This is a genomic window from candidate division KSB1 bacterium (assembly GCA_034506255.1).
Lineage (GTDB): Bacteria > Zhuqueibacterota > Zhuqueibacteria > Zhuqueibacterales > Zhuqueibacteraceae > Coneutiohabitans > Coneutiohabitans thermophilus.
On sequence record JAPDPX010000007.1, the window covers coordinates 1 to 14,833 of the forward strand.

Sequence of the window (14,833 nt, forward strand, 5' to 3'; positions counted from 1 at the left end):
GAGGGCAAGACGCGCCGCGGGACACACCCGCCGTCTGCGAGACCACATGGGACTCCTCCTGGTGAATTTTGCGCAAAGATACGCAGCGATTCACCCAGAGGAAAGATGTGGTTCACCGAGGGGATACCCACATAGAACATGCGCATGGCATCGAACTCGGCGATGCGGTCCAGCGGCTCGCCCTGACGATCGAGAAAAGGACGCACCAGTCTCTCCACCGCCTGCGGTCCGCGATTGTCCTTGCGCGGATTCGCCAGAATCACCACCGGAAACTCGAGGCCCTTGGCTTGATGAATGGTGATGAACGGAATGCGGCCTTTGGGAAACGGATCGTCGGCGTCTTCGTACTCGGACTCGCCGCGACGAAACAGGACGTACAGATAGAAGCGAAAGAAGAGTCTCTCGAAACCGTCCTTCTCGAACATTTCCGCGGTGAGAATGGAGGCATACTCGTCGTTGAAGCGCGAGAGATGTTTGGAAATCAAGGCAAGGTTGCAGATCGGGCCTTCGTCGCGGCCGCGCTCCGCCAAATCAAACATCGCTTTGAAGTGCTCAAAGCCGCAGAGTTGATAAAAAAGATCAAGCAGGTTCCAATCCAGCGCGGTGGCGCGATTGATGATGTATTGCAGCGTAAACGGCCGGCCTTCAGCGGCGCGCTTGCGAATGATATTTTCGAAATACTGGCTGGAGAGCGCCCGGCGTGCCCGCTCGGAGAGACCAGCCGCTTGATAAAGCGGACGTTTCATCCGCGCAATTTCATACGGCGCCTGCGGATCCCATTGCTCGCGTTTGACGACCCGCGACAGCACTTGATAATCCTGCACCACTTGCCGGATTTCTTCTCGCCGGTGTTTGACGAAAGCGGCCAAATGCGCATCCTCTCTCAGTAGTTCTTCGGCTCTGTTATGAGCGGCCTCGATCCAATCGTGATATTGCTGGTAGTCGGAACCAGCGAACTGATCACGGCCCGGTTTACCGAAAATATGCAGGTAGAGGCCGAAGCAAGCGATGGCTTCCTCCACTTCCAAAAATCTGCCGGCGCGCGGGGCATAGACTTTCAAGCCTTCGGCTTCCAAGGCCTCTTTCATACGCCGGACTTGCGCGGTCATCTTGCCATCGTATTTGAGCGAGGGATAGAGAAAGGCGATTTGATTTTCGTTTTGCACTTTGCCTTCCTTCAGCAGGCGCCGAACCAGGGCGGCGATTTCACGGCACGCCTCTTCCGGTTTCGCGGGTGTGCTGGCCACAACAGCGACGCCATTGTCCTTGCTGTTGGCGCGAATCTGTTTGCCCGCGACGCGAAAGGATTGCGCGGTCAAAGGCGCAGTGGCGTAAGGAGCAGGGTGGGCCTCCCCGCCTGCAGACAAGATGTCTGCGCTACGTGTTCCATTGTCCTCACCGCTCGCAGACAAGATGTCTGCGCTACGTGTTCCATTGTCCTCACCGCTTGCAGACAAGATGTCTGCGCTACGTGTTTCATTGTTAGCGGGATTGGCCGGTTTGCGCCAGTCGCACAGCGTCATGAACTTGGTATAGAAATCAACGATCTGCTTGCGGGAGCGATAATTGGTGGTCAGCGGAATGACACGGGGCGAAACGCCGAGGCGTTCGTGGCAGCGTTGCGGAAACTCGACGAAGTTTTCCACGGTGGCGCCACGGAAACGATAAAGCGCCTGATCATCGTCGCCCACGACGCACAAGTTTTTGCTGCCGGCGGCGAGGTGGAAAAAAATCAGCTCCTGGACGGTGTTGGTGTCCTGATACTCATCGATGATGACATGTTTGAAAACGTGCGGCGAATCCTCGAATTCCGAGAGCACCAAATAGGCGCGTTGTTGCAGGAGAGACAAGTCGGTTTGCGGCATGCCATTCGTGTCCAGCGAACGGCGATAGAGATCGTACATTTCCAGCAGCGCTCGCAGCACCGGGTTGCTGGTTCGCTGCTTGTCCCATTGCGGATCCCGGCATTCTTCGGAAAGGCGATTGAACAGCGCGAGGCAGTTGGTCAAGGCCTCATGGCGGGAGACCGAGGGCCGTTCGTGAGTGGCGAACAGTGCGTTGATCTGCTGCTCCGGCGCCTTGCACAATCCTGCGGCGCGGGTGAATTCCTGCCAGCGGCGGCGATTGGAAAGATGAAAGTACTGGTCAAGCTCATCGAGGATAACGGGAACTCTGCCGCGCTCGCGATGCGGATAGATGCGGCGGTCGGCGAGAATTTTTTGGCACAGGGAGTGAACCGTGCCCACATACATTTTGGAAAGATCGTAGGGTGTGTTCGTCAGGCTCGTGACCATGCCCAGAAGCGCACGCAACCCTTCTTTCAGTTGCAACGCCGCCTTTTCGGTGAACGTTGAAAGAAAAATTTCTTCAGGCTTGACTCCGTGAAAAACGATCAAATTGAGCGTTCGCCACAGGAGCACGCGTGTCTTGCCCGAGCCGGGGCCGGCGGGCAGAAAGAGCGGGCCATCGGTGTGCAGGATGGCTTGCTGTTGTTCGTCGTTGGGAGAGAACCCAGCCTGCTGCCACAAGCGCATGAGGCTCAGGGCAGTTTCCGGGTCCCACGCAGCTGCGGGTGGAGATTTCAGATGAGAAATTTTCATGTGCGCCTACCGGTCGAACTCCTCCCACGCACTGTTGGCATCATGAAATTGATTGTCGGGGCGGCAAGTCGGAGACAAATGCGCTCAATACTACCGGCATTTGCCATGTTTTGCTGGCGAAGAGTTGACAGGCATGCTGCGGGTTGGTGTGCGGCGTGGGTTCCGGTTTGGCCGGGTCAGTGGCGAAGAGGAAAAGTCAGATTTCGGCGCATTTGCTTCGCCGGGCGCGCCCGGCATTGTGTCCAATCGACCTCTGTCAGCGGCGGGAAAATGGACGTGAGAACAGCGAAGCACCAAAAAACAAAAGGAGCTGCAAAACCTCGCGGGGAAGTTTCACAACTCCTTAAGTCTGGATCGGGGCGAGAGGATTTGAACCTCCGACCCCTTGACCCCCAGTCAAGTGCGCTAACCAAGCTGCGCTACGCCCCGATCATGAAAAAGCGTGCGCAGTATAGCAAAATCAACCCTGTGATGCAAGCTCTTTTTCCGCGCTCCGGGTCGCGGGCTCATGGACAGACCGTGTCGTTCAACTGCGAGTCCCAGCAGGCTTTCTGACCGTTGTTGTAATTGGGGGCGATGATGTAGCCCGCGCGTGTGACCGCATCCCAGGCAATCGTCAGCCGCGTGTTTTCAGATTTGTCGAAGTACTCCACGCTGCGCTGGCTGCCGTTGCTGGTGTAGGTGAGCGTGTCACCGTTCTCAGGGACGCCCGGCTTCACCACGGTGAATTGCAAGCTGCCTTTGCTTGCGGCGGATTCGTAGTTCCAGGTGATGTTCACGACCGCGACGCTGGCATTGGGTTGGGTGTGATCATAGATTGTCCACTCACCCGAGACGTTGTTCAGCTCTGCCCGGCCGGTGTACCACAGAAAGCGATTGAGCTGCAGGCCGCCGGCATTGGTGGTGATGCGCATTTCCCAACGGACTGCCCTAGCGTCTTCATCGATCCATCCTGCCAGATCGGCCTGGAACTGCTGGCCGGATTGCGAGACGCTGTAGATCCAATGCCATTTGGCATCGTCCTTCAGCACCGGCGTTTGCGAAGCGGCCGCGGCAAAGGTGAGCACCGGGACGCTCATATGCACCAGCACCGCGAGATTGATGGTCGCCACGGTCAGTTGTGCGGTGAGGAAATTTCGCCCGATGGCGCCGGTTTTGGGCAGATTGCCCTGAAAGGTGCTCAAATCCACGGACATCGAGTTGGTTGGCGGCAGCGCGGGTTTGGGATTGTCGGCCTCGGTGGGATTCTTGCCGCAGGAAAACAACACCACCTGTGTGCACACCAGCGCAACCATCAGGCCTTTGCGAAAACGAAACATTTGCTGCATACGTTCCTCCTGAAGAAAGTTCGGTGAATGTCATGCTTTGCATCATGCCTTCACCAAGTCGCGTGCCAGCCCTCGGGCGGCTCGTGCCCTCACCTGCCGCGCTGATTTTGCATGAGTTGACCCGGCGGCGGTATTTCCATTTAATGCGACCGGTCTGTGTGTCAATTGCAACACCGTGTAAGATCAAACGCAGAAACCGGCGGCCTGCCGGGAGATCCGCCCGCTATTGCCCGGCAGCCCGACCGGCCGTAGAATCCGGTTGCAGCGCCCGTTGCAGGTTTCCGACTTTCGCACTCAGATCGGCCGCAATCGACTCGGCGGCCTCGCGAAATTGCGCCGGGGAGGCGGCCCGGGCGTGGCTGGCGAGCAGCGCCTCGCCGCTTTCCACGTTGAGCACGCGCGCATCGCTTTCATAGCCGGCGTTGAGGCGGCTGAGATTGCCGACGGTGATGGCCTGCACGCCGAGAATTTTTCCGACTGCCACCGCGGTTTCCGTCTCCAGGGCGCCGGTTTGGCCGAGCGCCTGTTCCTGCAACACATGCTCAATCTGGCGGCGTTCGACGATGCGATAAGTGCCGCGCATGATCAGGGCAGTGGCCACCATTTCGGAGAAGGTGAGGCCCAGCGTGGAATCACCGCCGGCGGCCTCGAAGGGCAGCACCGCCAGTGTGGGTTTGAAGCCGTTCGGCAGGGGGGGCAGGACGGCGGTTTGCACATCGGGTGACGGTTCATGACCTGGCCGTGGGGTGGATTGGGCGGAGTTGGGCGGGCGCATCCCACTGAACCACTCCGGATGTTCGCTGCGAATGCGCGCGATGATTTTGGCGGCGCGCTCGCGATCCCTGGCATCTGCCGGTGCACATTTCACGGCTTTGGTGAAATGATCGTAAGCCGCCAGGGTTTTGTTCTCCCGCAACAGCAAATCGGCATAGGCGAGATGGGCGCGGGCATTTTGCGGGTCGAGGCGCAGCGCCTGTTGCAATTTGGCCTGGGCGAGTGTGGTCCGGCCGCGGCGCATGAGCGCCAAGCCCTCGGCGACCAGGCGATCGGCGCGTCGCTCGGTCTGCAACGCACGCACCGGCCGCCGCACCGGCGCTTGCGCCCGGAGGAAGTCTGCAGCAATGAATATTGGCAGTATGGCAATCAGCACGACAGCACGATGCTTCATTGTGAACTCTTCTGATCAGTATTGAAATGCAAGCCCCGCCGCAGAGGCCGCGCATGTTTGCATACCACGGCACCGGAAAATAGCGCTGCTTTCACATCCCGGCCGCATTCTCTCCCGCCACCGGCTTCCCACGTCTGTCCCGCCGGTTCGCCCCGGCTGGGCGGAGATTGCCATACCCGTCAAGGCTGTTTGCAGTGCATCATTATTGCGTCGCCGGCGTTTGCGGCATAAAGGTTGGATGACGAGTTTGGCATTCGAAAAATCAGCCTGCACGGCACGGGAAGCTCGTTCACAGCGATTTACGTTTTTGACCAAACGCTATTTTAACAACGCGGCAATGAAACGCAAGGTTTTTGTCAAATGGCGCAATCCCTCCGGTGCCGTGCGGAGTAGCATAAGCACACCAGCCGGCAGACAAGAGATCCAATGGCACCAACTTTTTCACCTGAATTTTGCATCTTCGCCTGAGAGTAAATTCCCAGGCTCAAAGCTGAAACCGCCTGAGGGCGGCTGCCTGCCAATCGGGTGATAAGTCGGCCCTGGCCAACTCGAACTTTGGGCTTGTGATTTCAATCGCAGGCCGACCCATGCAAAATTCAGGTTTCAAGAAAGTCGTGAAATGGCTTTTCCCATGGACATTCTGCTTTCGTGCGAAATGTACCCGTTCGCTGAAGACGTCACGTCTTCTCTCCCACAAAAATGGTTTCCCGCGCAATGGCTTTTTCCGCGAGAGTCCATTCTCATGAGAGTTTTGCTTTCATGGCTTTTTCCGTGGGCGTTCATTTTCGTGGGAGGATTTGGGGGGATCCTGATCCCCGCACGCAACCGAGGCATTTCACGGATGCTCATGCCTGTGGCTTGCCGGCGCTTCGAGTCTCCGGCTTTGCGGCGCGATTGGTGCCGACAGCCTTGACATCACGAAAGAATCTTTGCATATTCGCCGCGCTTTTTGCCCGAGTCGGCATTCTTCACCGAACTGAACCGGCCACCAGCCGGCTCACAAGGCTTGTCGATTCCTGCTGTTCCCTTCTCACCTGTCGGGAGGAAGATTTCATGCCACGCGCATCACGAAGGTGCCGGATAATCCCCGGTCTGGTCTTGCTGATCTGGAGTCCTGCCGCATTGGTCACCGCACAAATCACGCCGGTCGAGGGGCTGCGTGACAATACCCCTCAAGTCCATGCCCTGGTGAATGCCCGCATTGTGCCGGCGCCGGGCCAGGTGATCGACAAAGGCACCGTGATCATCCGCGATGGGTTAATCGTCGCGGCAGGCGCACAAGTCACGCCGCCACCGGACGCGCGCCTGTGGGATTACAGCGGCAAAACCCTCTACGCCGGTTTCATCGAACCCTATGTCACCCCGGGGGTGCCGGCGCGCACGCCGGGAGCGAGAGGGGCGGCGCGCACGGAGGCAAGAACAGAGGCGCGCCCTGAAGAACGCCGTGGGCCACGCCATTGGAACCCGCTGATGCGCGCGGAGGAGCAGGCGGAGGATTTGTTTCAGCCCGATCAGAACAAAGTCAAGGCACTGCGCGAGCTGGGCTTTTGCGCGGCCCTGATTGCGCCCGGCAAGGGCATTTTCCGCGGCACCAGCGCCCTGGTGAGTTTGGGAGACGGCGGCCTGGAGCGCGGCGTGCTCAAGCGGCGCGTGGCACAACACCTCGCTTTTGAAACAGCCGGCGAACAGGAAGGCGGTTATCCCAATTCGCTCCTGGGCAGCATCGCTTTCATTCGTCAGACACTGCTGGACGCACAATGGTACCAGGCGGCGATGGCGGCCTATCGCCGCAATCCGGCACAGCCGCGGCCGGAGGAAAGTCCGGCATTGGCAGCCCTGGCGGAAGTAATTGCCGGCCGGCAGCCGGTGATTTTCGAAGTCAACGATGATCTCAATCTCGTGCGGGCACTGAATGTCGCCAAAGAATTCCATCTCGCGCTGCTCGTGCGTGGCAGCGGCCAGGAATACCGCCAGCGCGATCGTCTCCGCGCCGCGGGCGTGCCGCTGATTTTGCCATTGGACTTTCCGCAGAAACCCAAGGTCGACACGCCGGAGGACGCCCTGGAGGTGTCGCTGGAGGAGCTGCAGCACTGGGACATGGCACCGGCGAATCCCTACTGGCTGCACCAGGCGGGTGTGACGTTTGCTTTCACCACCGACAAGTTGAAAAAGGAATCCGATTTCACGGCGGCCCTGCGCAAGGCGATTGCCAGCGGGCTGCCCGCGAGCGCGGCGCTGGCGGCATTGACCACGATTCCCGCCAAACTGCTGGGTGAGGAAAACCGGCTGGGCAGCATCGGCGCCGGCAAGCTGGCCAATCTGGTGGTGACCGAGGGCGAATTCTTCGCGGAAAAGTTTGCCATTCTCGATGTGTGGATCGAGGGCAGGCGTTACGAAATCAAAAAGCCGGCGGCGGTCGATTTGCGCGGCAAATGGGAACTTGCACTCACGCACAACGGCCGCCATGAAATGTTCCAGCTCGAGCTCAAAGGCACGGCAGAGCGGCTGAGCGGCGAGCTCAGCAAAGACAAGAGCAGGGCCGGCCTGAGCAAAGCGCAGCTTGATGAGAAAAGAATCCTGCTGGCATTCAAGGGTGATTCGCTCGGTCTGAGCGGCGTGATCCGGCTCACGGGCTTAGTGGAAGCCGGGAATTTGCAGGGCCGCGGCGAGCTGGCTGATGGCTCGGCGGTGACCTGGTCGGCGAGGCGGCTTGAAGCTTTTCAGGAAAAAACTGCGGAGAAGTCCAAACCGGCCTCTCCCCCGCCGGTGTGGCGCAAGCTTTACCCTTACGGCAGTTTTGGCCGCAGCGCACCGCCCGAGCAACCGGCTGCTTTGCTGGTGCGTGGGGCGACGATTTGGACCTGCGGTCCGGCCGGCAAATTGGAGAATGCCGACATGCTGGTGAAAGCCGGCACAATTGCCCAGGTCGGCAAAAATCTCACCGCGCCCGCCGGCGCGACAATCATCGCGGCCGGGGGCAAACATGTCACGCCCGGCTTGATCGACGCGCACTCGCATGCGGCAGTCTCCGCGGTCAATGAATCCGGCCAGGCGGTGACCGCGGAGGTGAGCATTGGCGAGGTGATCGATCCCTCCGATGTCAACATCTATCAGCAACTGGCCGGCGGTTTGACCACCGCACACGTGATGCACGGCTCGGCCAATCCCATTGGCGGCCGCAATCAAGTGATGAAATGGCGCTGGGGCGCGGATGCCGAGGGCTTGAAATTCGTCGAGGCACCGCCCACCATCAAGTTTGCCCTGGGGGAAAACGTCAAGCAAAGCAACTGGGGCGATCGTTTCACCACGCGCTATCCGCAAACCCGGATGGGCGTGGAGCAGATCATCCGCGATCGTTTCCAAGCCGCACGCGATTACGAGCAGGCCTGGAACGACTTCGCCGCGGCCAACAAGAAGAATCCCGGCGCGGTGGTGCCGCCCCGCCGCGATTTGGAGCTGGAGACGCTGCTGGAAATCCTGCAAGGCAGGCGCTTCATTCACTGCCATTCCTACCGGCAGGATGAGATTCTGATGCTGGTGCGCCTGGCGGAGGAGTTTGGCTTCAAAGTGGGCACCTTTCAGCATGTGCTGGAGGGCTACAAGGTGGCGGATGCCATCAGCACGCATGGCGCCGGCGCCTCCTGCTTCAGCGACTGGTGGGCCTACAAGTTCGAGGTGTACGACGCGATTCCCTACAACGGCGCACTGATGCACCGGCAGGGCATCGTGGTTTCCTTCAACTCCGACAGCGGCGAGCTGGCACGGCGCATGAATCTCGAAGCAGCCAAGGCCGTGAAGTATGGCGGTCTCTCCGAAGAGGAGGCGCTCAAGTTCGTCACGCTCAATCCCGCCAAACAGCTCAAGGTCGATCATCTCATCGGCTCACTGGAGCCCGGCAAGCAGGCGGATTTCGTGATCTGGAGCGGTGCGCCGTTGTCAACGTATTCGATTTGCGAACAAACCTGGATCGAGGGCCGCAAATATTTCGACCGCGCCGAGGATCGCGAGCTGCGCGCGGCCGTGGAAAAAGAACGGGCCGCCTTGATTCAAAAGGTGCTGGCCGACAGGGACGAAAGCGCCAAAGACAGCCCAACTGAAGCGAAACAGACGACTGACTGACAGAAGCATCGCAACTCCGGGAGTTTGGCAAGATGAAAGGCAAACTGATTGTGTTGTTCGGCTTGTTGCTCGCGGCGCGCGTTCCGGCGCAAAATTACGGCCAGATTCCGGCACCGCCGCAAACACGGCCCATCGCGCTGGTGGGCGCCACGGTGCATCCTGTGAGCGCGCCGGAGATCACCAATGCCACGATCATCTTCGAACACGGCAGGATTAGCGCGCTGGGCCGGGAAGTGGACATTCCCCCGCATGCCGAGCGCATCGAGGTGACCGGCAAACACGTCTACCCGGCATTCATTGATGCCCACACCACGCTGGGTCTGGTTGAGATCGGAGCCGTGCGCGCGACGCGGGATTTCGCTGAAACCGGTCAAATCAATCCCAATGTGCGCGCCGAAGTGGCGGTCAATCCCGATGGTGAAATGCTTCCGGTGACGCGCGCCAACGGAGTGGCACTGGCGTTGAGCGTGCCGCAGGGCGGCTTGCTGGCCGGCACCTCCGCGCTGCTCATGCTGGATGGCTGGACCTGGGAACAAATGACGCTCCAGGCGCCGGTGGGGCTGCATGTCAACTGGCCCGCCATGACGTTGCGGCGCGGGCGCTGGATTACCCAAAGCGAGGAAGAACAACGCAAACAAATGCAGGAGAATTTGCAGAAGCTCAAGGAGGCCTTTGCCCAGGCCCGCGCCTACCGGGCAGCGAAAGCGGCGGAGGGCAAAGTCGCCGGTGTGCGCCACGAAACCGACTCACGCTGGGAAGCCATGATACCCGTCTTCGAGGGCACGCTGCCGGTGTTTGTCACCGCCAATGAGATCAAACAAATTCAAGCTGCCGTGCAGTGGGCGCAGGAGGAGAATCTGAAGCTGGTGATCGTGGGCGGGCAGGATGCCTGGCGGGCGGCGGACTTGTTGCAGGCGAAGAACGTCCCGGTGATCTACGGCCCGGTGCATGACTTGCCCGGCCGTGATTGGGAGGCCTACGACACGCCCTTCACCACTCCGGCAAAGCTGCATGCGGCAGGGGTGAAGTTCTGCATTGCTGATTTCGAGAATGCCAACGCACGCAATCTGCCCTACCAGGCGGCAATGGCAGCGGCCTACGGCCTGCCGCGCGAAGAGGCCCTGAAAGCCATCACCCTCTACCCCGCGGAAATTCTCGGCGTCGCCGACCGGGTCGGTTCGCTCGCCGTGGGCAAAGATGCCACGTTGATTGTCACCAACGGCGATCCGCTTGAAATTCCCACCCGGGTGGAATGGGAATTCATCCAGGGCCGACGCATCGATCTCGGCAACAAGCACGAGGCGCTGTATCGCAAATACTCGGAGAAATACCGCCAACGCGAGCACCGCACCAACGGCAAGGCGGGAGACACGAATTGATCTCTGCGCGAAAAGCTCTCCACTCGGCTGGGCAGACGTCAGTTCTTTCCCACGAAAATGAACTCCCACGAAATTTTTCCGTGGGGGTTCTGCTTTCGTGGGAGTTTTTTGTGTTACCCCGACAGCACCACTCCCACGAATGAATTCTCACAATTTTTCCCCCGGGATTTCTGCTTTTGGCAAAAAAAACGGCGGGGGTGCCACCCTTGCGTCCTGCAAGGATGCGGGGTGGGTTGTTGCCATAAAGCAGGACCGGCCTATTCCCCCAGGTGGATCTCGCGCGTCACGCCGCCGATGGTGATGACTGCGAGATCATCGCAACCGCCGTCGGCCGGAAAAAAATCAACCTTCACCGCCACGCCGTCGCTGGAGGTGCCTTCCATTTTCCCTTTGCGGGGATGGGCACAAGTGAGGGTGATCTCCAAATCCTCGGTAATGGTGAAATTGTAGCGCTTGCCGTCTTTGTCGGTGACGATAAGACTGCCTCCCGCCAGATAAACATCATCGCTGAAATCCAGCGGCTTGCCGATGGCGGCCTTCACCGCAAAAGTGCCGGCGAGGCGGGTGGTTTGCCCCCGGGCATCGGTGATCGCAGCATTCTCCAGCGCAACGGTCACCGCTCCGTTGTTCACGGAGATGACGACCTGACCGGAATAAGTGTAGCCATGGGCGGAGAAATTGTTGAAGGTGAGTGTGAGGGTCGCGCTCGACCGCAGGCTGCCGCTGTAGCTGAGATTGATGGTGCCGCTGCGCGTGACCCCGTCGGCCGCCTGACAACCGCCGTCAAAATCGAGCGTGACTTGTTTGGCGCTGCGATCGAAAATGATCAACGGGCAGGTCGAGACGCGCAGGGTTTCCGGCGGAGTTGCCGCTTTTCCAAGGCCCGGCAGCAACTGGCCGACAGCCAGGCTCAGCGCCGACATGTCAAAATAATCGGCGGTGGCTGTAGCGGTGAGATCGAGGGTTGCGGCTGTTTTTTCGATGTCCTGTTCTCCCGGCTTGGTGGTCTCGTCACCGGCACAGGCAAGGAAGAGCATGCTCAGCGAAATACCAAAGACGAAGGCCAAAACGCGCATTGCCATTGCAAACTCCTGCAGCAAGTGAATGCGGGTGAAAAAGGAATGGGTGAGTTGGCGGTGCGCTGCTTTGCCGCCCAACATATGCAAATTCGGCCCGCGCTTGAGGCTTTCAACTCAAGATTGGCCGTTGCAAGTCGGATCCGAGCGAAAAAGCAACAACTGTTTGAGAGGCTGAATTCACGCGGTATTCCGGGGGTTCCTGCGCAGCTTTTGCAAACTACCGAGACTTGAATTTTCTTCCTGGAAATTGCCCGGTCGCACGCGGCACACATCAGGATGCAAATCCTGACTGGCTCGCGAGCCTGCCATGCCTCGATGCCCGCCGCGCCTCATGCCGAGTGAGAACTCGGGGCATGCTCGCGGCACTCTGCGAGGGATCACGGTGCCGCTCACTCCTCCGGCGCGGACCTGCCTTTGTTTCTGAGCAACAGGCCCCAAAAGCGATCATACGGATGAACACGCTGTGCCGGCCCGGCAGCATTGACCACGGGGTTGCCTTCATTGTACCAGCGAAAAATGCCACCGCGCAAGTTGGCGGCTGCGCGACAGCCGGCGGTATGCAGGTCCTTTTGCAGGCGCTGCAGCAGGAGCGAGCTGCGATATCCCACCGAGCAATAAAACACCACCCGCCTCTCCCGCAGGGAATCGCCGAACTGTTTGATGAAGTCTTCGGCGGACAGGCGGGGATCGACATGCCTGGCGTGCGGCAGATGGCTGACGTCATACTCGTCGCGGTCGCGGACATCAAAAATCAGAAAGCGGCCGGAGTCCGGCGAGGCCAGACCGTGCTGCAACTCGCGCCAGTCCATGTTGGCCACGGGAAGCTGAGCGGCGACGGTTTGTTCCACCAACGTGAGGACAAACTGACCGTGAGCGCCGGTGGGTAAAACCAGCAGGCCCGCCAGCACAGGGAGGGAGAAAATCGCCTGCCTGACACGCTCCCGGCCATTGTGCCTGCGGCAGGGTTTCGCAGCTTTTGGCATGGGGTCTCCTTCTGCGCCGGCTGCTGCCCTCATGCCAGCAGGCTGCGCTGATTGAAAACTCTACCGAGGAAAAAGGGCAGGAGACGAAATTTGAGGCGGTCAGGGATGTCATTCAGCATGCAGTAGCGATGCAAGGAATTGAAATCATCGACATCATACCAGGCCGGCAGCAAATGAACCTTCAGCCCCAGGGCTTCTGTCTTTGCCAGGGTTTGTTGCAACACGGCGGCGGTGCTCCAGGAGATGTTCTCGAACAGGGCGGGGAGATCCGCCTTCACGCCAATGAGGTAATAGCCGCCGTCCTGGCTCGGACCCAGTACTACATCGTGGTGATGCAGTGCTTCGGCCGCTTGTTCGAGATGGGCCAGGGGCAAATCAGGGCTGTCGGAACCGATGAGCAAAATGCGGGAATACCCGCGCTGCAGCACGGTCTGAATGGCGGTGCGCATGCGCACGCCCAAATCCGGCGAGGGGTCCTGCGCCAGCCACTCGCGCTCACCGGGGAGCATGCGGCGCAACGCCTGTCGTTTTTCACGCGGGGTGAAAACGGCAAAATGACGGGCGGGCAAACTGGCGGTGCGGGCGAAAAGCGTTTGAATAAGATGGCGGTAAATTTTCGCGGCCAGCTCCGCCCCGATGGCCGCCGCCAGGCGGGTCTTGACGTGACCGGGCTCGGGAAACTTCAAGAAGGTCAACAGCGCGAGATCAGTGGGCATGGTGTCGGGTTGAATTATGTTTTTTGGCATGGTGTGATGACGCGCAGGGCGCGGGGTTTGATCGAAATTTTGAGCGGGCCCTCGCAGAGGGTGGCTTCGCCATCCACGTGAAAGAGAATGGGGCCGTCCTTCGCAATGGTGATTTCCTGCACGCGTTGATAGCTGATGATGGGCGCGCGATCGATGGTGCCGTTGAACAGGCGCGGCGCATACTTGAGCGCATCGAGCAGGCGCAACGGCTCGACGACACACATGTCGAGCAAGCCGTCATCGGGTTGCGCCTGGGGCGCGATAATGGCGCCGTTGCCATATTGCCGGGTGTTGGCGATGGTGATGAGGAACGGTGTTTTTTCCCACTGCTGATGCTTCACGTGGAGGCGCAACGGTTCGGGTTTGTAGTCAACGAATTCCTGTGCGGCGATCAGAAAATAGGGCAGCGGCCCGCGCCAGGTGGCGGCATTGAATTTCCTGCCAACGTTGGCATCGAAGCCCACGCCACAGACGGCAAAGAAATGGCGGTGCGCAGCACAGCCCACGTCGATGGTGCGCACTTGCCCGGCACGCAACACCTGCAGGGAGCCGGCGGGGGCAAGCGGAATGCCCAGACCACGGGCCAGGCCGTTGCCCGAGCCGCGCGGAATAATGCCGAGTGCAGTGTCCGTACCCACCAGTCCCGAAGCAACCTCATTGACCGTGCCATCTCCGCCAACCGCGGCCACGAGGTGATAACCCCGCCGCGCGGCCTCGCCGGCCAGGCGCGTGGCTTCTCCGGGCGCGGCGGTCAATTCAATATCGCCGGCTGGGAATTGCGCGTGAATGCGATTGATGAGGTCGCTCTTGTCGCGGCGAAATCCCGAAATGGGGTTGACGATGAAAAGCATCTTGTGTGATGGCATACCGCTGCACTCTTCAGGATCTGCGGTTGCGCGACCCCGCTGCCCCGACGGTTCTTTCCGTGCGATACCATCACCCGGGCGCGGTCTCATGATCCGAAGTATGTTTCGTTCCACGGGTGCCAACCTCACAGTCAAACGGCCTGCCGGTTTCTCGTTTTCGGCAGGCAAACCTGCTGCCACAAGCTTCTTCGGCTGCTGCGGCCGCATCAGCAAAAGCTGCAGAGCAAACCTGCCGGCACGGCACCAGGCATGTGAGTGACCAGGAAACAATGTGGTATGCAATTCCACCCGGTGTTGTGGCCCGCGGTAAGACGCTGCAGACTGCCACTGCGACCGGAGAGCCGGGAGTGTCACCGTCCGACATCCTGCCGGACTTGTCTTCCCCGTTTAGCTTCAAGCAAGTTTCGCCGGAGGGAAGCAAGAGGGTGTCAGTCGTGCGCGGGAAATCGTTATCCTGCGTGCCCGTGTCTTTGGCCGGTGTTGCGCGGTGGCCGGCGACTGCCTTGGCAAGCAGGCGCGCGGGATGAAGTTTGTCAGCATGGCCGGTTTGTGCCATTTTCCGCCT

General features: G+C 59.9%; 9 protein-coding genes and 1 tRNA gene. 2 read left to right on the forward strand and 8 right to left on the reverse strand.

What is annotated here, in order from left to right; translation table 11 throughout:
* From ONB52_15000 to ONB52_15015, 4 genes are all read right to left on the reverse strand, one after another.
* On the reverse strand, positions 1-2,534 hold a 2,534-nt coding region (locus ONB52_15000), incomplete at its 3' end, for an ATP-dependent helicase (protein ID MDZ7417445.1).
* Positions 2,535-2,954: 420 nt separating this feature from the next.
* Positions 2,955-3,029: transfer RNA gene (locus ONB52_15005), tRNA-Pro, on the reverse strand.
* 77 nt (positions 3,030-3,106) lie between these two features.
* Positions 3,107-3,928 (reverse strand): hypothetical protein, encoded by an 822-nt coding sequence (locus tag ONB52_15010; protein ID MDZ7417446.1) that lies wholly within the window; start codon positions 3,926-3,928, stop codon positions 3,107-3,109.
* A 223-nt stretch (positions 3,929-4,151) separates the two neighbouring features.
* Entirely contained in the window at positions 4,152-5,096 is a 945-nt protein-coding gene (locus ONB52_15015; protein MDZ7417447.1) for a tetratricopeptide repeat protein, read from the reverse strand.
* A 1,122-nt stretch (positions 5,097-6,218) separates the two neighbouring features.
* On the opposite strand from ONB52_15015, the gene ONB52_15020 reads away from it, so the two are divergent.
* Positions 6,219-9,215 carry an amidohydrolase family protein gene (locus ONB52_15020; protein ID MDZ7417448.1) on the forward strand — a complete coding sequence of 999 codons (2,997 nt, stop codon included), beginning with the start codon at positions 6,219-6,221 and terminating at the stop codon, positions 9,213-9,215.
* Between the two features lie 32 nt (positions 9,216-9,247).
* Positions 9,248-10,594, forward strand: coding sequence for an amidohydrolase family protein (locus tag ONB52_15025; protein ID MDZ7417449.1), 1,347 nt, complete (start codon positions 9,248-9,250; stop codon positions 10,592-10,594).
* Between the two features lie 257 nt (positions 10,595-10,851).
* On the opposite strand, the gene ONB52_15030 is transcribed toward ONB52_15025, so the two are convergent.
* The 4 genes from ONB52_15030 to ONB52_15045 form a co-directional block, all read right to left on the reverse strand.
* A complete protein-coding gene (locus tag ONB52_15030) occupies positions 10,852-11,676 on the reverse strand; it encodes a hypothetical protein (protein ID MDZ7417450.1) in 825 nt (274 codons plus the stop codon).
* A 386-nt stretch (positions 11,677-12,062) separates the two neighbouring features.
* Positions 12,063-12,656 carry a rhodanese-like domain-containing protein gene (locus ONB52_15035; GenBank protein ID MDZ7417451.1) on the reverse strand — a complete coding sequence of 198 codons (594 nt, stop codon included), beginning with the start codon at positions 12,654-12,656 and terminating at the stop codon, positions 12,063-12,065.
* Between the two features lie 29 nt (positions 12,657-12,685).
* Positions 12,686-13,402 carry a TIGR04282 family arsenosugar biosynthesis glycosyltransferase gene (locus ONB52_15040; GenBank protein MDZ7417452.1) on the reverse strand — a complete coding sequence of 239 codons (717 nt, stop codon included), beginning with the start codon at positions 13,400-13,402 and terminating at the stop codon, positions 12,686-12,688.
* On the reverse strand, positions 13,387-14,268 hold the full coding sequence (locus tag ONB52_15045) for a diacylglycerol kinase family lipid kinase (protein ID MDZ7417453.1): 882 nt from the start codon (positions 14,266-14,268) through the stop codon (positions 13,387-13,389). Before ONB52_15045 ends, ONB52_15040 begins: the two co-directional genes overlap by 16 nt.
* Between the last annotated feature and the right edge of the window lie 565 nt (positions 14,269-14,833).